The 18,377-nt window shown below is 65.5% G+C and carries 14 protein-coding genes and 1 pseudogene; 4 read left to right on the top strand and 11 right to left on the bottom strand.

The window, feature by feature from the left end; genetic code table 11:
- Positions 1-514: 514 nt before the first annotated feature.
- Complete coding sequence (locus MPSD_RS07380) at positions 515-3,244, bottom strand: helix-turn-helix transcriptional regulator (protein WP_086085444.1); 2,730 nt, start codon at positions 3,242-3,244, stop codon at positions 515-517.
- A 613-nt stretch (positions 3,245-3,857) separates the two neighbouring features.
- Here MPSD_RS07380 and MPSD_RS28055 point away from each other — a divergent pair.
- Positions 3,858-4,034: a hypothetical protein gene (locus tag MPSD_RS28055; RefSeq protein WP_015354875.1), complete on the top strand. Its 177-nt coding sequence runs from the start codon at positions 3,858-3,860 to the stop codon at positions 4,032-4,034.
- A gap of 20 nt (positions 4,035-4,054) precedes the next feature.
- Here the strand turns inward: MPSD_RS28055 and MPSD_RS07375 are convergent, their stop codons facing one another.
- The 3 genes and pseudogenes from MPSD_RS07375 to MPSD_RS07360 all read right to left on the bottom strand — a co-directional run bounded on the left by MPSD_RS07375 (position 4,055) and on the right by MPSD_RS07360 (position 7,147).
- Complete coding sequence (locus tag MPSD_RS07375) at positions 4,055-5,332, bottom strand: PucR family transcriptional regulator (protein WP_020788348.1); 1,278 nt, start codon at positions 5,330-5,332, stop codon at positions 4,055-4,057.
- A 64-nt stretch (positions 5,333-5,396) separates the two neighbouring features.
- Positions 5,397-6,276 (bottom strand): annotated as a pseudogene (locus tag MPSD_RS07370) (3-hydroxyacyl-CoA dehydrogenase family protein).
- Positions 6,277-6,373: 97 nt separating this feature from the next.
- Positions 6,374-7,147, bottom strand: a complete 774-nt coding sequence (locus MPSD_RS07360) for an SOS response-associated peptidase (RefSeq protein WP_188069154.1) — start codon at positions 7,145-7,147, stop codon at positions 6,374-6,376.
- A 63-nt stretch (positions 7,148-7,210) separates the two neighbouring features.
- On the opposite strand from MPSD_RS07360, the gene aroA reads away from it, so the two are divergent.
- Positions 7,211-8,497, top strand: coding sequence for a 3-phosphoshikimate 1-carboxyvinyltransferase (aroA, locus tag MPSD_RS07355; RefSeq protein WP_086085452.1), 1,287 nt, complete (start codon positions 7,211-7,213; stop codon positions 8,495-8,497).
- Entirely contained in the window at positions 8,494-9,486 is a 993-nt protein-coding gene (gene rsgA, locus MPSD_RS07350) for a ribosome small subunit-dependent GTPase A (RefSeq protein WP_020788351.1), read from the top strand. The genes aroA and rsgA overlap by 4 nt, the downstream gene beginning before the upstream one ends.
- On the opposite strand, the gene MPSD_RS07345 is transcribed toward rsgA, so the two are convergent.
- Positions 9,473-9,946 (bottom strand): winged helix-turn-helix transcriptional regulator, encoded by a 474-nt coding sequence (locus MPSD_RS07345; RefSeq protein WP_086085453.1) that lies wholly within the window; start codon positions 9,944-9,946, stop codon positions 9,473-9,475. The two genes, rsgA and MPSD_RS07345, sit on opposite strands and share 14 nt — an antisense overlap.
- A gap of 88 nt (positions 9,947-10,034) precedes the next feature.
- Here MPSD_RS07345 and MPSD_RS07340 point away from each other — a divergent pair, with 88 nt between their 5' ends.
- Positions 10,035-11,216 carry a thiolase family protein gene (locus MPSD_RS07340; RefSeq protein WP_020788353.1) on the top strand — a complete coding sequence of 394 codons (1,182 nt, stop codon included), beginning with the start codon at positions 10,035-10,037 and terminating at the stop codon, positions 11,214-11,216.
- Between the two features lie 37 nt (positions 11,217-11,253).
- Here MPSD_RS07340 and MPSD_RS07335 read toward each other — a convergent pair whose 3' ends face one another.
- The 6 genes from MPSD_RS07335 to MPSD_RS28540 form a co-directional block, all read right to left on the bottom strand.
- The gene (locus MPSD_RS07335; protein ID WP_015354868.1) at positions 11,254-12,540 is read right to left on the bottom strand and encodes a fatty acid desaturase family protein; all 1,287 of its coding nucleotides are present in this window, start codon (positions 12,538-12,540) and stop codon (positions 11,254-11,256) included.
- Between the two features lie 227 nt (positions 12,541-12,767).
- Positions 12,768-14,054, bottom strand: coding sequence for a fatty acid desaturase family protein (locus tag MPSD_RS07330; RefSeq protein ID WP_086085446.1), 1,287 nt, complete (start codon positions 14,052-14,054; stop codon positions 12,768-12,770).
- A gap of 88 nt (positions 14,055-14,142) precedes the next feature.
- Positions 14,143-15,297 carry a ferredoxin reductase gene (locus MPSD_RS07325; protein ID WP_020788355.1) on the bottom strand — a complete coding sequence of 385 codons (1,155 nt, stop codon included), beginning with the start codon at positions 15,295-15,297 and terminating at the stop codon, positions 14,143-14,145.
- A gap of 140 nt (positions 15,298-15,437) precedes the next feature.
- On the bottom strand, positions 15,438-15,938 hold the full coding sequence (locus MPSD_RS07320; RefSeq protein WP_012393180.1) for a DUF6912 family protein: 501 nt from the start codon (positions 15,936-15,938) through the stop codon (positions 15,438-15,440).
- A gap of 65 nt (positions 15,939-16,003) precedes the next feature.
- The gene (ppk2, locus tag MPSD_RS07315; RefSeq protein ID WP_086085447.1) at positions 16,004-16,876 is read right to left on the bottom strand and encodes a polyphosphate kinase 2; all 873 of its coding nucleotides are present in this window, start codon (positions 16,874-16,876) and stop codon (positions 16,004-16,006) included.
- Positions 16,877-16,918: 42 nt separating this feature from the next.
- Positions 16,919-18,337, bottom strand: a complete 1,419-nt coding sequence (locus MPSD_RS28540; RefSeq protein WP_086085448.1) for a WS/DGAT/MGAT family O-acyltransferase — start codon at positions 18,335-18,337, stop codon at positions 16,919-16,921.
- Between the last annotated feature and the right edge of the window lie 40 nt (positions 18,338-18,377).

The raw sequence follows: 18,377 nt of genomic DNA, 5'->3' as shown, positions 1-18,377 counted from the left end.
CCCCCGACCGCGTGCCACTGGGCGCAGCTGGCTGCGGCATGGGTGAATACCGGGCGACCGGTTGGGATTCGGCGCGGACATCACTGCTGGGATTGATATTCCAGTGTCCGAGCACCGCGCGGTGCGGCAACAACGCGAGGGCGCCAGGCATCATCGGGGCAACCTCGCCGGGACGCGGACACGGCTGGCCAAAGCCCATGGATGAACACCACCGGTGTCCACGTACACGGCATTCGCTGCTCCTTGCCCTAGTCCCGCTTCATGGCGGTGACATGCCAAGGGTTGCACCTGGCGAACCGGGCGGCATCGGTCAGATGACTCAATTGCGTGAGGTAATCGGAATCAGCCGATACGGCTGCGCACCAACGGTGCGTTGCGATAGACGCAGCTTTGCACCGATCTACTCGTTTGTCAGGCGTTTTGCCACAAGTGCGGCCCGTCATGGTCGGCAACCGCACCGCGTTCGGGCCGCTTGGAGACGTCGGTGGTTGCGCTGGCCGGCGGATGGAATCAATCAGATTTGATCGGGTGCCGCATGGATGGCGTCGAGGGCGTCATGCAATCCGGCCCGGTTTGTGACCCCCAGTTTGGGGAACAACCGATACAGATGTGCACCGACGGTGCGCGGCGACAGGCATAGCCGTGCGGCTATCTCCTTGTTCGACAGGCCTTTGGCGGCCAATTCGGCCACCAGACGTTCCTGCGCGGTGAGCGGAGCGGGACCCACCGCGGCCGAGTGGCGTACCGCGGTACCCGCGGCACGCAGTTCATTGCGCGCCCGCTGGGTCCACGGTTCGGCGCCCAGACCGGCAAAGATCTCCGCGGCTGCACGAAGCACAACGCGGGCGTTGCGATAGCGGCGCAGCCGGCGGAGGCGCATTCCGTACGCCAGCCGAATACGGGCGTGCTCGAATGGAAATGAAGCGACCGCCGGATGGCCAAGTACCTTCTCGAACAACGCTGGAGCCCGCTCGTCCGAGGCACACAAGGCCTCCGCAGCACCGGTTGCGATGGCCAGTCGCGGCGGGGCGTCGGCGAATTGCAGGCGCTTGGCCGCCCGAACGTGCCGGCGCGCCTCGTTGAGTCGATCCGTATGAACCGCAGCCTCGACGAGATCGAACAGGGTGCGGGTGGCGTGCAACGCGAACGGCGGGAACTCCCCCGGCGCCGTGATCGCGGTGGCCTGCAGGTAGGCCGATTCGTAGTCGCCTTCGGCAAAGCTACACAGGATCGCGATCTGCGCGACGGCCCCGGTGAGGAAGCCGACCCGCCGCGGCTCGGCCCATACCCGCACTTGGGCGGCGAGCTCACGGGCCCGCACCACATCGCCGCGGCAGGCCGATATGACACCCAAATAACCTCTGAGCTGATAGCCAAACAGCTCGTAGTGGTGCTGACTACACAACGCCACGCCGCGCTGACTGGTATCGACCGCCTCGGCCCACTGACCGCTGGCCAGCTGATAGGCCGTGACCAACGCGAGCGTCGCAAGCGCAATGGTGGCCGCGCCGCCCTCGATTTCGCGGTCAGCCAGCGGAACCAGTACCGAACGAAAGTCGTCGATCAGGTCCACGTAATAGCCGGCCAGGGCAACGCGCATCACATCCCATGGCTCCAGCTCCGCCAACCGATCCAGTTGCTCCTTCAGCCGCTGCGTCACGGTGCGGCCGCGGCGGGCCGCATCGGCCCAGGCGTCGCGGTAGATGACGCTCAGCTCGCCCAGCCGGTCGGCTAGCGAGTCGACCAGGCCATCGGTGATCTGCCACAGCGCGGGGTCCGCGGCAAACATGCTGACCGCGAGCAACAGGTTGACCATCCGGGTCAGGGTTTCGCCGTCGAGGTCATCGGCCGATTGCAGCCGCTCAACCAGGCGACGATGTGTCGCGGTGACATCTCCATAGCGGTATAGCGAAATGAAAGACGAGATCAACAGCGCACTTGCCGACGCGCCGCCACCCAAACCCGCATCGGCCAGAAGTCGCTCGGCCTCGTCGAGTTGCGCCGCCTGCAACGCAACAAAGGCCGCGCTGGCCAGCAACTGTTCGCGACGCCGTGGTCGGTCGCTCAATTCACCCGCGCGCCGCAGCAACTCGATCGCCTGACAGGCATCGCCGCGGCGGATCGTCAGCTCGGCCGCCGCGGCGAGGGTATCGACAACCGCCGGATCGGGATCGACGGTGGCATGAGCGAGATAGGCGGCCCGGCGCACCACGTCATCGGGATACAGGTCGGCCAACTGCGCGTAGGCATGGCGCCGCTGCCCGGCGGTTGAGGTCTGGATCACTGCCGCACGGGCCAATGGATGCCGGAAGACCAGCTCACCGCGGTCGACCACCAGCACGCCGTGTTCGATGGCGGCGTCGACTCCCTGCATCACATACCGCGTTCGCGGCGGCGCCGATGCCACGCCACCCGTCGCGGCCCCATCCAGTGCGCCGCGCAGCAGTTGCGCCTTGACCGACTCGTCGAGTTTGTTCAGCCGATCACCGAAGATGGCCACCAGTCGCTGAGTCAGCGGCAACGGCGCGTCAGGCGCCCAGCTGTTCTCCAACGCGCACCGCGACAGCTCGGCCAGCGCCAACGGATTTCCGGCGGCCTGCTCGAGCACCCCAACGCGCGCGGAGTGCGGCAGGTCGACGTCGAGTTGATCCAGAAACCGCTCGGCCTGCTCCGGGCCGAGCGGAGCCAGCACCATCTGCGGCCATCCCCCGTCCGCCAACGCATTGGGGACCTCATTACGGCACGCAGCCAGAAACCGCACCGCCGCACCGTCGAGCCGCCGTCCGGCCATCGCGATGACCCGTGCGCTGACGTCGTCGAACCAATGTGCGTCATCGATAACCACCAGCAGCGGCGTCACCTCACTCGCCAACGCCAACAGGTTGAGCAAGGCAAAGGTCAGCGCGGTAACTGTCGGAACCCGGTCGGGTACCACACCCAGCACCGCCGCCAAGGTGCGCTGATCATCGGCGCCCAGTTGGGCGATGAACTCCCGCAGCGGGTAAACGAGCTGGCTCAGCCCGGCCAGCACGAAGGCCGCCTCGGCTTCTACCCCGCTGCACCGCAGCACCCGCCTGCCCGGTACCGCAGCCCGCTCCGACAATGCTTGGACCAGCATGGACTTGCCGACACCGGAGTCGCCTCGCAACGCCAGGCAACCGTCAGCGGTCCCACCGTTAACAAACGACTCCAGCGCGGCTAGTTCATCGACCCTTTCGATAAGACGACAACCACCCAAGTCCACAAAGTCATTTCAGCAACCAAAGACCGATGATCCGCGAGTACGGCAGCGACTTGCCAGTGAACTGACAGCTACCTGCCAGCAAGCGCGCGCATCGGGCCAGGTGGAGCGGCCCGCGTGACCGCCCAGGACTGGCAGCTTCCGTCAGCCCTGGACAGGACTGCGGCCGGGCGGATGGCCGAAAGCGGCCGCCGGAGAGTTCGCAGGCAGGTCCGCAAACTCTGCGTCGCGTTCGATCACCGGGTAGGGCCGCTACCCGATCACCCGGACCGGCACCCAATTCGGCAAAGACCGACTGTAAGTCATTACAGCGCAAGGTAATACGCTCCGGATGGCGATCTATTGATGCGACGAGGTTGGCGCTCAGGGCGGGCACGGGCCCTTTTCAGGATTGGCCGGGCGCGCTGACCATGGTGGTGCCGCCGATGGGTTTGGGTTCGTCTCCAGACAACAAGTCTGGACCCAAAGTTGGTCGCTTGACGACATCGCAGCGCGCTCGGACTGCAATTAACTTACGTACCGAGCGCAACGGTGCGCATTCGAATAACCCACAGCCACAAACTAATTCCGCCCCACTGCGTCCTAGATCGGTGGCGCGGAGAAATGTGAGTAGATCATGACCGTCATCCTGCCGTACCTGACCATCGCCGGAATGCTTGCTCTTGTCTTGTTCCCGCTGATCGTGCCGGCTTTGATCACGCTGGTGCACACCGTCACCGACCCGGGCTCGCGGGCAGCCCGGTACCTGCGTCGCACCCGGTCTCAGGGGCTGGCCGTTCCCGAGGCCGGATAGCGCGGCCCGGCCGTCCTGGCCTACTTCGACTGCAAGACCGAGCCGCCGTACCAGTGACACACCAGCAGCGCGAGTTCGACATCAAGGCGGTCGCTACCGATCGCCCGGCCACGCCGGGCGACGGCGCGGCCGACGCGATACTTCACCGTGTTGAAATGCATGTTGAGCCGCTGCGCGGCGAGCTTGTAGCTCGACCCGCACGCCAGGTAGACGCGCAGGGTATCGCGCAGCCGCGCGTCGCTATCTCCGTCGCGCGCCAGCTCGCCCAGGACTTGGGCCACCCACTCTCGGGTGCCGGCCAGGTCACCACCAAAACGCGCCACCACCGACAACCCGGGTTCACCGGCGCTGATCATCAGCGGCGGGCGGCGATCGCACAGGATCCCAACGCTGCGAGCTTCGGCCGCCTCCCGGTGCGATCGGCGAAAGCCGTCCACCCCACTGGCCGGTGTTCCGATCGCCACGTTCGGTGAATCCGGGCGAGACCGTACGAAGTCAGCGACCGCCGCCACGGCGCGCTCCGGCGCCGCCCGGTACGGCAGCCACCCCCATCCGCAGCTCGGGTCAGCGGCCACGAACAACGGGCTGGCGTCGACTCCGGCGGCTTCGCCCAGTTCCCGCAGGAAGCGTTGCAGCCTGGGCAGTTCGTCGACTTCCGAGCCTTGGTCGGGATACCACATGACAAGGGCGAGATGGTGCCATCGCAGCGGATGACGCACCGAAGTGATCGCCGCGTCGGCGTCGATCTCCTTGTCTGCGGCCAGGATCTCGCGCACCCGCACGCCACGAAGACTGTTCTGGTTTTCCAGCCAGCATTCGCGCTCGTCTTCGTAGACGACGACCTGCTGCGACATCCAATCGATGTACTCGAACATCGCGACACTGATCGCTTCGATAACCGGCACCCGCATCGACTCCGGGATGTCGGTGGCCCGCAACTCGTCGAAGATCAGCTCGTTCATCAGGCGCTGACCCAGCCGATACGCCCGCACCAACGCGTTGCCCGGCACGCCATGCTGCGCCAGTCGGCGCGCGTACTCCAATGCCGTGGTGGGCGCCTCGACTCGCTCGACGGCGATGTCGTAGCGCAGCGCATGCAGCATCGTGTCCACGTTGGCCTCGATGCTGGTGCCCAGCAATTCCTCGATGCGAAGGTCGCCGCCGAGTTCGGGAATGGTGCGCTCCAACGAGCGCCGAATGTGGGAAGCCACCTCGCCCAACCGGTCGTGCAGTCGCACGGCGACAGCGGCGACGTAACGGCTCACCCCGACCTCACCATCGAGGTGCGGATTCTCCACGTCCTCGACGTTAGCCCTTGCCGTCACGTTTCGGTGCCAGCAAGACGGTCCCGGATTCGCGCAGCTACGTATCCGACGAATTCGGGTAGGTGTAGAAACCTTCGCCGGTCTTGACACCGAGCTTGCCCGCGTCAACGTAGGACCGCAGCAAGTCCCGCACGTTTGTCGGCAGGTACGGAAACTCGTCGGCATAGTGGTTTTCGATGTCGAGCACGACGTCCAGACCGACCTGGTCCATCAGCTGGAACGGCCCGGCCGGTACCCGCCAATTGACCTTGAACATCCCGTCGACGTCCTCTGGGCGGGCCACTCCCTCGGCGACCACGGCCAGCGACTCACGTTTGATGGCGGCCCAGACCCGATTGAAGATGAAGCCGGTGCACTCCCGACGCGCCTCGAAAGGATGCACGCCGAATTCGGGCAAAGCGGTCAGCAGGGTATCCAGGAGACCACGTTCGGTCTCGCCGTCGGACATCAGGTCCAGCGCATTGAACTGAGGCGGCATGTAGAAATGCGTGTTGCACAACCGGGTCTTGTCGCGCACGTTGTCGGCCATCAGCCGGGACGGGAAGGACGACGAGTTGGTCGCGAAGATGGTGTCCGGCGGCGCCGCCTGATCGATCTGGCCCCACAGCGCAGTCTTGATCTCCAGCTTCTCGGGAACGGACTCGACCGCCAGCCATGCACCCTCTAGTGCGGTCGCCAGGCAATCCGTGGCCGTGACACTACCGACTTCACCGAAACCTCTGTCCTGCAGCAGCTTCGGCAGATTGTCTGCCACATACTGCGTGGGCCCGCTGTTCGGCGCGGCGCGCATAGATTCGCACGGTCCCGCCACGGCTGGCGAACATCAACGCGATACGGCGCCCCAAAGTGCCCGCGCCGATCACCGCCACCGGGCGGCTACGGATGTCTGCAAAGGTGTACGTGTATGCGCCAGTCACACCCGCATGCTAGGTCCGCGCGGGATGCTCGGGCGGTGTCGCGAAAGCACAAAGATCGACAGCTTGTTGTCTTGCCGAGACAGCCCGTACCGACGCGCTAGAGCAGCGTGATCTGTCCGGGCTGCGGCTTGGCCGGCTCCAGCAGCTCCGGCCCGTTATTGCGCACGCTGTTGACCAGCGTGGACACCTCACGAAACGCCATGTCGCGCACATCGGGCGGATGGGACAACAGCGCCGGGTCCAGCGGTGCATCCGGGTTGAGCCAGGCGTCCCAGTCGCCTTCGGACAGCATCAGCGGCATCCGGTCGTGGATCCCGGCCAGTTCGCCCGCGGCATCGGTGGTGATGATCGTGGCGCTCAACAACGGGGCGGCCGCGTTATTCGGCTTCCACACCGACCACAGCCCGGCCATGCACACCGTGTTGCCGTCAGCGCGATGGATGAAGAAGGGCGTCTTGGCAACCTTCTTGCTCCCTGCGCCGCCGAGAACGTCGGGGTTGGCCCGCCATTCGTACCAGCCGTCCATCGGCACCAGACAACGCTTGTGCTGCGCAGCGCCACGAAACGCCGGCGACGTGGCGACCGTCTCCGCGCGGGCGTTGATCAGCAGCGGCCCCTTGCCCTCCGGTGCACCCTGAGGCCCCGGTTTGGCCCACGACGGCACAAATCCCCAGCGCATCATCCGGACGCGGCGAGTCGGCTCGTCATCGGGCTCGCTGTGGCGGGTCACGACGGTGGCGATCATGTCGGTTGGGGCCACGTTGTAGTTGGGGGCGAAGCCATCGGAGGCCGCGCCGCTGGCTTCGTCGATGGCGTTGATCTTCTCGGCCAGCAAGGCCGGATCGGTGGTGACCGCAAACCGTCCACACATGACTCCCATGGTGCCTGGTATCCACGACACCCGCCGACACGGCAGGATGAAGCGGTGAGCAGCATCGAGCCATGGCCAGCCCCATTCGCACCGACACCCGTGCACGCGACCGTGACCGTCCCGGGCTCGAAGTCGCAGACCAACCGGACGCTGGTGCTTGCGGCGCTGGCCGCGGCACAGGGCCAAGGCTCCTCGACCATCACCGGCGCGCTGCGCAGCCGCGATACCGATCTGATGATCGAGGCGTTGCAGACGTTGGGCTTGCGGGTCGACGGGACTGGTTCCGAGCTGACGGTCAGTGGCCGCATCCGGCCCGGCCCCGAGGCCCGGGTCGACTGCGGCCTGGCCGGCACGGTGTTGCGGTTCGTTCCCCCGCTGGCGGCGCTGAGCGCCGCCCCGATCACCTTCGATGGGGATGAGCAGGCCCGGGCCCGCCCCATCGCACCGCTGCTGGATGCGCTGCGCGGCCTGGGTGTGCCCGTCGATGGTGCCGGCCTTCCGTTCCGGGTTGAAGGCACCGGGTCGGTCGCGGGCGGCACGGTGGCCATCGATGCATCCGCGTCGTCACAGTTCGTCTCCGGCCTACTGCTGTCCGGCGCGTCGTTCACCGATGGCCTAACGGTGCAACACACCGGTTCGGAGCTGCCGTCCGCACCGCACATCGCGATGACGGTGCAGATGCTGCGCCAAGCCGGCGTCGATGTCGACGACTCGATACCCAACCGCTGGCTGGTCCGGCCCGGCGCCCTCAGGCCTCGGCATTGGGACGTCGAGCCGGATCTGACCAATGCGGTCGCATTTCTGGCGGCGGCCGTGGTCACCGGCGGGACGGTGACCATCACCGGCTGGCCGGCGGACAGCGTGCAACCCGCCAAGAACATTCTCGACATTCTGCAGACACTGAATTCCACGGTCCGACATATTGATTCATGCCTTCAGGTGCAGGGTCCGCAGACCTACCGCGGATTCGACGTCGACCTGCGCGATGTCGGCGAACTCACCCCATCGGTGGCGGCGCTGGCGGCGCTGGCGAGCCCCGGATCGGTGTCCCGGCTGGCTGGCATCGCGCATCTGCGCGGCCACGAGACCGATCGGCTGGCCGCCTTGAGCACCGAAATCAACCGCCTCGGCGGCAACTGCGAACAAACCTCCGACGGTCTGGTGATCACCGCTACGCCGCTGCGTCCGGGCAGCTGGCGCGCCTACGCCGATCATCGGATGGCGATGGCCGGCGCGATCGTCGGGCTCCGGGTGGCCGGGGTCGAGGTGGACGACATCGGGGCTACCAGCAAGACGTTGCCGGAGTTCCCACAGCTGTGGACCGAGATGGTCGAGGGGTCCAGCGGTTGAGGCCAAGCGACTACGACGAATCCGACGTCAAGATCCGTTCGGGTCGCGGCTCACGTCCGCGTACCAAGACCCGTCCGGAACACGCTGACGCCGAAGCCGCCATGGTGGTCGCCGTTGACCGCGGCCGCTGGGGATGCGTGCTCGGCGGGGACCCGCTGCGTCGGGTCACCGCGATGCGGGCCCGCGAGCTCGGACGCACCCCGATCGTGGTCGGCGACGACGTCGACCTGGTCGGGGATCTGTCCGGACGCCCCGACACCCTGGCCCGCATCGTGCGCAGGGGGCCACGCCGAACGGTGCTGCGTCGCACCGCCGATGACACCGACCCCACCGAACGGGTCGTGGTCGCCAACGCGGATCAGTTGTTGATGGTGGTGGCGTTGGCCGACCCGCCACCGCGCAGCGGATTGGTGGACCGGGCCTTGATCGCCGCCTACACGGGCGGTCTGACCCCCATACTCTGCCTGACCAAGACCGACCTGGCCCCGCCCGAACCTTTCGCCGAGCAGTTCCTCGAACTGGACCTTCAGGTGGTTGCGGCGGGCCGCGACGATCCGCTCCTCGCGGTGGCCGACCTACTCGACGGCAAGACGACCGTACTGCTCGGGCATTCCGGCGTCGGCAAGTCGACTCTGGTGAATCGCCTGGTCCCTGAGGCCGATCGGGCCGTCGGCGAGGTCACCGAGATCGGCAGGGGCCGGCACACGTCGACGCAGTCGGTCGCGCTGCCTCTCGAGACGGACGGGCAGGGCGGCGGGTGGGTGATCGACACTCCCGGAATCCGCTCGTTCGGCTTGGCCCACATCCAGCCAGACGACGTGCTGCTGGCCTTTACCGACCTGGCCGAGGCGATCGGCGATTGCCCGCGCGGCTGCGGGCACATGGGGCCGCCGGCCGATCCCGAATGCGTACTGGACAGTCTGTCCGGAACCGCGGTGCGCCGCGTGGCAGCGGCCCGCCGGCTGCTGACCGCCCTCAGGGAGACCTGACCAACCGCATAGCGAGTTCGTCGGCGGGCACCAAGTGCCCTTTGGCACATCGAATTTCAACCTGCGCCTGCGCCCCACAGCCCAGGTGGGTCAGTTGCAGGCAATCGCCGCCGGGCAGGTGACGCTTGCCCCACTGAAACAGGGAAAAGACCACCGGCATGAAATCAAGCCCGGCCTCGGTGAGCACATACTCATCGCGGCTGCGCTGCCCCGGCTCGCGATACGGCCGCCGCGCCAGCAGTTTGAGGCTGACCAATTCGGCCAGCCGCGCCGAGGTCGCGGCCTTGGTGATACCCACCCGGCGGGCGAAGTCATCAAAACGGGTGGTGCCGTAGTAGGCCTCCCGCAGGATCAGCATCGCGGATTTGGTACCGACGACGGCCATGGTCTTCTCAATCGGACACTCGCCCACCGCCGACCAGCCATCACGGTCGGCCAGTGGGCCCTCAAGCATTGTCACGAAGATCACCCTCCGCTCCAGGTTGCGTTGAGTATACCCAGCTGTTATAGCTGAGTATAGTTACCAATACTCAGCTTAAGGAGGTGCCATGTCCCAGAGTCGCGACGCCGTCATCGTCGGCGCCGTCCGCACCCCCATCGGCAAGGGCAAGGCCAACGGCGCACTGCACCAGGTACTACCCGCCGACCTGCTGGCGCATAGCCTGCGCGAACTGGCGGCCCGAACCGGCGTCGACCCGGTACAAGTCGACGATGTGATCGCCGGCGCGGTGACCCAGGTCGGCGATCAGGCGGTCAACATCGCGCGCAATGCGCTGCTGGGTGCCGGATTCCCGGAATCGGTTCCCGGGGTCACCATCGACCGGCAATGCGGCAGCAGCCAGCAGGCCATCAGCTTTGCCGCCCAGGGCGTGCTGGCCGGTGCTTACGATCTGGTGATCGCCGGCGGCGTTGAATCGATGAGCCGCGTCCCGATGGGCACCTCGGTGCTGCCCGGAAGCAACCCGTTCGGCGCGGACATGAACAACCGCTACCCCGACGGGCTGGTCCCCCAGGGCATCAGCGCCGAGCTGATTGCGGCACGGTGGGGCTTGTCGCGCACCCAACTCGACGAGTTCTCCGCAGCCAGCCATGACAAGGCCGCCCGCGCCACCAAGGACGGACTCTTCGACAACGAGCTGATCCCGATCGCCGGGCTCACCCACGACGAGATCATCCGCCCCTGCGCCACCGTCGATACGCTCGCCGCGCTGCGGCCGGCGTTCTACAGCGATGCGATCAAAGAGCGCTTCCCGCAGATCAACTGGTCGATCACCCCGGGTAACTCGTCACCGTTGTCCGACGGCAGCGCCGCGATCATGATCACCAGCAGCGACGTCGCCCGGAAGCTGGGCCTGCGCCCGTTGGCGCGCATTCACACCACCACGATGGTGGGTTCGGATCCGCTCTACATGCTGACCGGGGTCATCGCGGCCACCGAAAAGGCGCTACGCCGCGCCGGGTTGGCCCTGCGCGACATCGACCTGTTCGAGGTCAACGAGGCCTTCGCCCCGGTCGTGCTGGCCTGGGCGAAGGACACCGGGGCGGATCTGGCCAAGACCAACGTCAACGGCGGCGCAATCGCCATCGGCCACCCGTTGGGCGCCAGCGGTGCGCGCATCATGACCACGCTGGTCAACGCTTTGGAGCAGCGCGGTGGCCGCTACGGCCTGCAGACCATGTGCGAGGGCGGCGGCATGGCCAACGCGACCATCATCGAGCGACTGGGGTAGCCGCAGCGCGCGCCGACGGCCGCCGCCACCGCCGAGGCTAGGCCGCCAGACCGTCGGTGCCGCCGGCCTTCTTGGCCTTGCCGGGCTTGGCGCGCCGCCAGGCGCGTACCGCGGTTATCGCGGCCTTGAGGCCGCGACGACGGCCGGTCATCGGATCGGTTCCCGCGAAGCCCGCCTCCAGACCGGCGAACATGCGCTCGCTGCGGGTCTCCGGAGCGTCGTCGGCGTTGTCGCGCAGGTACTTGTTCGGCAGCGAGAGCTTGGCGAGCGTGCGCCATGTCTTGGCGTACTGCAGCGGGAATGAGCCTGTGGTGTAAGGCAAGTCGTACTTATCGCAGATCTCGCGCACCCGCACCGAAACCTCGGCCAGCCGATTGCTCGGCAAGTCCGGATAGAGATGGTGCTCGATTTGATGACTGAGGCTGCCGCTCATGAAGCGCATCGCCGTTCCAGCATTGAAATTGGCGCTTCCCAACATCTGCCGCAGGTACCACTGGCCCTGGGTCTCGTCTACCAAATCAGTCTTGGTGAATTTCTCTGCGCCGTCCGGGAAATGCCCACAGAAAATAACGGCGTTGGACCAGACGTTGCGGATCACATTGGCAAACGCGTTGGCGGTCAAGGTAGACCGGTAGGTCGCGGCAGGCGACACCGACGTCAACGCCGGGAAGGCCACATAGTCTTTGACCGCCTGACGACCGGCCTTACCCGAGAACTCCCGTAGCCTGAATTTGGCAGCTTCGCGCTCTGTCCCATCTTTGAAGAGGTCGCGAGCCTCCAAGTGCCGCAACGCGATTCCCCATTCGAACCCGATCGCAAGCAGAGCATTGATGGCCAGGTTGAAGGCGTCTCGCCGCCGCCACCCTTGATCCCGGGTCACCCGCAGCATGCCGTAGCCGACATCGTGATCCATGTCGAGAATGTTGGTGTACTTGTGGTGCACCACGTTGTGGGTATACCGCCAGTGCTTCGACGTCGAGGCCATGTCCCACTCCCACGTCGAGGAGTGCACCTCGGGATCATTCATCCAATCCCATTGGCCATGCATGACGTTGTGACCGATCTCCATGTTCTCGATGATCTTGGCCACGCTGAGCGTCACCGCACCTACCCACCACGCCGAGCGACGCGAGCTGGCCGCCAGCACCAACCGGCCACCGACCTCCAGCGCCCGCTGTGCGGCGATGGTTCGGTAGATGTAGCGGGCATCGCGTTCACCGCGCGATTCTTCAATGTCGCGGCGGATGTCATCGAGTTCAGTGCTCAGGTTTTCGATATCGCCGTCCGTCAGATGCGCGAACACGTCGACGTCGGTTATCGCCACCTCTCACCTTCCTGCCCCGTAGCCATCAGCCACGACAATGCTAATCTTCGACCCCGTAGGTTACCTACGGGTAACTGGATCATGTCTCGCCCGCGAGCACCTGATGCGATCCGGGCGCGGGCCCGGTTACCGACCGCTTTGCGGCATGGCCGCGGTGGCCATCCGCGCCGCGACACCAATCTCGCGTCAGCAACGAACTGGCTGCCCCCGCAGCGGGATGCTATCAGCTAGGCCGCCAGATCGTTTGCGCCACTGTCCCTTACCTCCGGGACACGCTTGCCGCGCCGACGGCCCCGCACGGCGGCAATCGCACTCTTGAGGCCACGGCGCCGGCCGATCCGCGGATCGGCTCCCGCGAAGCCCGGCTCCAGGTCCGCGAACATCCGCTCACTGCGGGTCTCCGGAGCATCGTCGGCGTTGTCACGCAGGTACTTGTTCGGCAGCGACAGCTTGGCCAGGGTCCGCCAAGTCTTGCCGTACTGCACCAGGAACGAGCCTGTGGTGTAGGGCAAGTCGTACTTGTCGCAGATCTCGCGCACCCGCACCGAAACCTCGGCCAGCCGGTTGCTCGGCAAATCTGGATAGAGGTGGTGCTCGATTTGATGACACAGGTTGCCACTCATGAACCGCAGCGCGGGCCCGGCTTCGAAGTTGGCGCTACCCAGCATCTGCCGCAGGTACCACTGCCCCTTGGTCTCGCCCACCATGTCAGTCTTGGTGAATTTCTCTGCGCCATCCGGGAAGTGCCCACAGAAAATGACGGCGTTGGTCCACACGTTGCGGAGCACGTTGGCCGTGACGTTGGCGGTCAGGGTGGACCGGTATGTCGCGCCGGGCGACACCGACGTCAACGCCGGGAACGCCACGTAGTCCTTGAACACCTGGCGACCGGCCTTGCGGGAAAACTCGCGCACCCGGGTCTTGGCGGTGTCGCGGTCCAGCCGCCCCTTGAGGAGCTTGCCGATCTCCAAATGCTGCAACGCGACTCCCCATTCGAAGCCGAGCGCCAGCAAGGTGTTCCACACCAAGTTGAAAATGTTGTAGCGCTTCCAGCGCTGATCGCGGGTGACGCGAAGCATGCCGTAGCCGACATCGTCGTCCATGCCCAAGATGTTGGTGTACTTGTGGTGCACGAAGTTGTGGGTGTAGCGCCAATGCTTGGACGCGCCGGTGATGTCCCACTCCCACGACGAGGAGTGAATCTCCGGATCGTTCATCCAGTCCCATTGGCCGTGCATGACATTGTGGCCAATCTCCATGTTCTCGACGATCTTGGCCACCCCGAGGGTCAATGCCCCCGCCCACCACGCCGAACGGCGCGAGCTGGCGGCCAGCATCAGGCGGCCACTCACCTCCAACGCGCGCTGCGCCGCGATGGTGCGGCGGATATAGCGGGCGTCGCGCTCACCGCGAGAGTCTTCAATGTCTTGTCGTATGGCATCGAGCTCAATCGCCAGATTCTCGATATCGGCGTCCGTCAGATGCGCGAATACGTCGACGTCGGTAATCGCCATCGTCTTCTCCCTGCGTCGTACGGTCCCAAATCTGCTACGAACCTACGCAATCGTAACCTACGACTCCGTAAGTTACCAGTGGGTAGCTTTAGACGTCGATCACACAATCGCCGGACGCTGCCGTGACACAGGTCTGCACCCGGCTCCCGGGATCGTGCTCCTGGCCCGTGCGCAGGTCACGGACGTGCCCCTGCACCAGATCGACCACACACGACTGGCAGATACCCATCCGGCAACCGAACGGCATTTGCACACCGGCGCGCTCGCCGGCATCCATCACCGAGGTCGCCGCGTCGACGTCGACACTGCGCCCACTGCGGGCGAACGTGACCGTCCCACCGGCGCCCGCGGGGGCCGCCTTGGACACCGCGAACCGCTCCAAGTGCAGTCGGTCGCCGATCCCGGCCGCGGACCACACCTTTTCCGCCTGGTTGAGCATGCTCTCGGGCCCACACGCCCAGGTCTGTCGCTCACGCCAATCCGGCACCTGCTCGCCGATCCGGGAAAGATCGAGACGACCCTGGGAGCGCGTCGCGCGCACCGAAAGCCGGTAGCCCGGGTGCTGGGCGGCCACCCCGGCAAGCTCATCACCAAACATCACGTCCGCTTCGGTAGGCACCGAATGCAGGTGGGTGATGTCAGTGATCTGGTTGCGGCGCAGCAGCGTTCGCAGCATCGACATCACCGGCGTGATCCCCGACCCGGCGGTGAGAAACAGAATCGACGGCGGGGCGGGGTCGGGCAAAACGAAATTGCCCTGGGGTGCGACCAGTCGCACGATGGTCCCCGGCGCGACACCGGCCACCAAATGCGTGGACAGGAAGCCTTCGGGCATCGCCTTGACAGTGATCGTCACCGTCCGCGCCGACCCCGGCCCGGACTTCCCGCCAACCGGGCTCGACGTCAGTGAATACGATCGCCACCGCCAACGCCCATCCACCAGCAGCCCGATCCCGATGTACTGGCCCGGCTGATAGTCGAAGCTAAAGCCCCAGCCGGGTTTGATGACCAGCGTGGCGGAATCCTCGGTCTCCCGGCGAACCTCGAGAATGCGGCCGCGCAATTCGCGCGCCGACCACAATGGGTTGGCCAGCTGAAGGTAGTCATCGGGCAACAGCGGCGTGGTGATACGTGAGGCGATCTTGCGCAGCGCGTGCCAGCCCGGGTGTTTGTCCGCACCGACGATGCTCGGCCGCTTGGTATCGATGATCTGGGCGCTCAGTGCCGCGTTCTTCTTGACCATAAAAAGCTCCTGCTCGCGGCGTGGAGTCGGTAGCCGCCCGGGTTTGGGCGGCAGCACGCCCTTGCGATAAAGCTACGGTAGCGTAGGTTACAGTTGCGTAGCTAGACCCCGGCGGTGCTGATTACCTCACATCCGCGGGGTTACAGCAGGTCGAGCAGGAACGGCAATTCCTGGTTCGCGTACCACGCCAGGTCGTGATCCTGCGCGTCGCCGACGACCAAGTCGGCGTCCTCGTCACCGAGGTCGGCGGCATCTATGACGGCGATGGCCGCGCTGACGGCCGGTTCGGCGGCAACGTTGTCGACATAGGCGGCGACCACCTGATCCATGGCAATCGGAGCGCTCAGCCGGACGACGGCATCGTCGAGATCCGGCCGGTAGATGGCGTCGTCCACCTCCGCGGTAAGCACCGCCCGCCGCGGCGGCAGCTTCTCGTCCTCATCGTTTGCCAGCAGCCGCAGCGACGCCAGCGCGGCCTCTTGAAGTGCCACTTCGGCCAGCTCATCGTCGTCGCCTTGCGCGTAGGCCTCACGCAACGTCGGAGTCACCGCGAACACCGTGCCATTGACCGGCCACAACGAGCCATCAGCCACCAGTTGCTGCAACATGGCCAGCGTCGCGGGCACATAGACCTGGATCATCGGCCGACCACCTGTTGGCACGGTTGTCTGCACCAGCACCGGCCCGCCGCATTTGGGATCGTCATTCAGCGCCCGATCAACGTCGACGCGTAGTCCTCGACATACTTGGACAATTCGCGTGGTGGACGCTTGTAGTTGCCGGTGACGATCGGCTGGTCGGGCAGATTGACCTTGGGCATCTCCACCGGGCGGTAGTCGATCGTCGACAACAGATGCGCCATCATGTTCAGCCGCGCATGCTTCTTGATATCGGATTCGACGACGTACCACGGGCTCACCGGGGTATCGGTGTGGACCATCATCTCGTCCTTGGCACGCGAATAGTCCTCCCACCGATAGACCGATTCCAGGTCCATGGGGCTGAGTTTCCACTGCCGGACCGCGTCGGTCTGGCGCGCCTTGAACCGGTGCAACTGTTCCTCATCGGAGACCGAGAACCAATACTTGCGCAGCAAGATCCCATCATCGATGAGCATCTGTTCGAAGATCGGCGTCTGCCGCAGGAACAGTGCATGTTCTTGGGGCGTACAGAATCCCATCACCTTCTCGATACCGGCGCGGTTGTACCAGGACCGATCGAAGAAAACGATTTCCCCTTTCGCGGGCAGATGGGCGATATAGCGCTGGTAGTACCACTGCCCGCGTTCCCGATCGTTGGGCACCGGCAACGCGGCAACGTAGGCGTGTCGTGGGCTGAGGTACTCGGTGATCCGTTTGATCGCGCCACCCTTGCCGGCGGCATCTCGACCTTCGAAGATGACCACCACACGCGCGCCCGCGTGCCGAACCCACTCCTGCAGCCTCACGAATTCGGTTTGTAGCCGGAATAATTCGGCTTCGTAGACGCCTTTGGAAATCTTGTGTCTGCCGGCCCCGGCTGACTTCTTCTTCTTTTTCTTCGCCTTCGCCGGCGCGCCGTCATTCGTCGCGGTGCTCACATCAACGAATGCTATCTCTAAGCAGCACCTTTGCCCCGGCGACTACCGAGAAGCTTCCAGCAGCTCCTCGAGCGATTGAGCCAGCAGCGCCGGCAGCAGCTCGACGTCGCTCATCGCGTCGCGGTCGGCGTTGATGCCGAAGTAGAGCATGCCGTTGTAGGAGGTCACGCTGATGGCCAGGGCCTGATTGTGCAGTAGCGGCGGCACCGCATAGGCCTCCAACAACTTGGCGCCGGCCACATACATCTGCGACTGGGCTCCGGGGGCATTGGTAGTCAACAAGTTGAACGTCCGCTTGGAAAAGCTGGGAAAACTGGTGGCGACCCGGATACCCATCGCGTGCAGGGTGGGCGGCGCAAAGCCGGACAGCGTGACGATGGTGCGGGCATCGACCAGGCTGGCCGCCGTCGGGTTCGATTCGGTGGCGTGAGCGACTTGCGACAGCCGCACCACGGCGTTGCGCTCCCCCACCGGCAGGTCGATCAGGAACGGCGTCACCTGGCTGATCTGCTGACCGGGCCCGGACGAGTCGAGTTGGTCCTCCACATAGACCGACAGCGGCACCATCGCACGCACCGTTGCCGTCTGGGAAACCGTCTCACCGCGCGACATCAGCCAGTTGCCCAGGGCGCCGGCTATCACGGCCAGCACCACGTCGTGGACGTCGCAGTCGTAGCGGGCCCGCACCGTCCGGTAGTCCTCCAGGCGTACGCTGGCAGCCGTCAACCTTCGATTCCGCGAAACGGGCGCATTGAGCGGACTGCTGGGGGCGGTGCCGCGCGCGACGTTACGCGCGACATCGAGGATCCGACGGCCGGCGTTGACGAGCTGACTCTGATTGGTCGCCAACCCGGCGATCGCCGATCCGACCGCCTGCAACTGCGCGCCGGGTCCCACCACCCAATCGCCGATGGCCCCCATCACCAACCTGGTGTTGCCCGGATCGCGCTCGGGAATCCAGATGTCTTCCGGGAACGGCGGTGGGCGCTGGGTCCGGTCAGCGATGACGTGTCCGAGCGACAGCGCTGTCACCCCATTGATCAAGGCCTGGTGCGTCTTGGTGTAGAGGGCGACGCGACCCTTTTCCAGCCCCTCGATGAGATACATCTCCCACAGCGGGCGCGACTTGTCCAAGGGCCGCGCGGCCAGCCGCGCAATCAGCTCATGCAGTTGCTCGTCACTGCCCGGCGACGGCAGCGCCGACCGCCTGACGTGATAGGTGATGTCGAAGTCCGGATCGTCGATCCACACCGGCCGGGCCATGCCGATCCGCACCTCACGGACCTTCTGCCGGTAGCGCGGGATCTGAGCCAACCGCTGCTCGACCGTGGCCAGCAGCGCCTCATAGCTCAACCCAGCACGCGGACGGCGCAGGATCATCAGCGACCCGACGTACATCGGGGTAGCGGTGTTCTCCAACCGATAGAAAGACGCATCGGTGTTGGACAACCGGGTCACCATTACGGCCCTGTCCTCCTTGTCGACTGGTTGCGTCAACCGA

Origin of the sequence: Mycobacterium pseudoshottsii JCM 15466, from assembly GCF_003584745.1 — a bacterium.
GTDB classification, from domain to species: domain Bacteria; phylum Actinomycetota; class Actinomycetes; order Mycobacteriales; family Mycobacteriaceae; genus Mycobacterium; species Mycobacterium marinum.
Note: the sequence above shows the minus strand (reverse complement) of the source record. Positions and strands in the feature narration are given on the sequence as shown.

Excerpts from the sequence above, each read along its gene's own strand:
- MPSD_RS28055 (WP_015354875.1), top strand. The coding sequence starts at position 3,858 with ATGACCGTCATCCTGCCGTACCTGACCATCGCCGGAATGCTTGCTCTT.
- MPSD_RS07360 (WP_188069154.1), bottom strand. The coding sequence starts at position 7,147 with ATGTGTGGACGGTTTGCGGTCACCACCGATCCGGCCTTGCTGGCCGAG.
- MPSD_RS07340 (WP_020788353.1), top strand. The coding sequence starts at position 10,035 with ATGTCCCAGAGTCGCGACGCCGTCATCGTCGGCGCCGTCCGCACCCCC.
- MPSD_RS07330 (WP_086085446.1), bottom strand. The coding sequence starts at position 14,054 with ATGGCGATTACCGACGTCGACGTATTCGCGCATCTGACGGACGCCGAT.
- MPSD_RS07325 (WP_020788355.1), bottom strand. The coding sequence starts at position 15,297 with ATGGTCAAGAAGAACGCGGCACTGAGCGCCCAGATCATCGATACCAAG.
- MPSD_RS07320 (WP_012393180.1), bottom strand. The coding sequence starts at position 15,938 with ATGATCCAGGTCTATGTGCCCGCGACGCTGGCCATGTTGCAGCAACTG.
- MPSD_RS28540 (WP_086085448.1), bottom strand. The coding sequence starts at position 18,337 with ATGGTGACCCGGTTGTCCAACACCGATGCGTCTTTCTATCGGTTGGAG.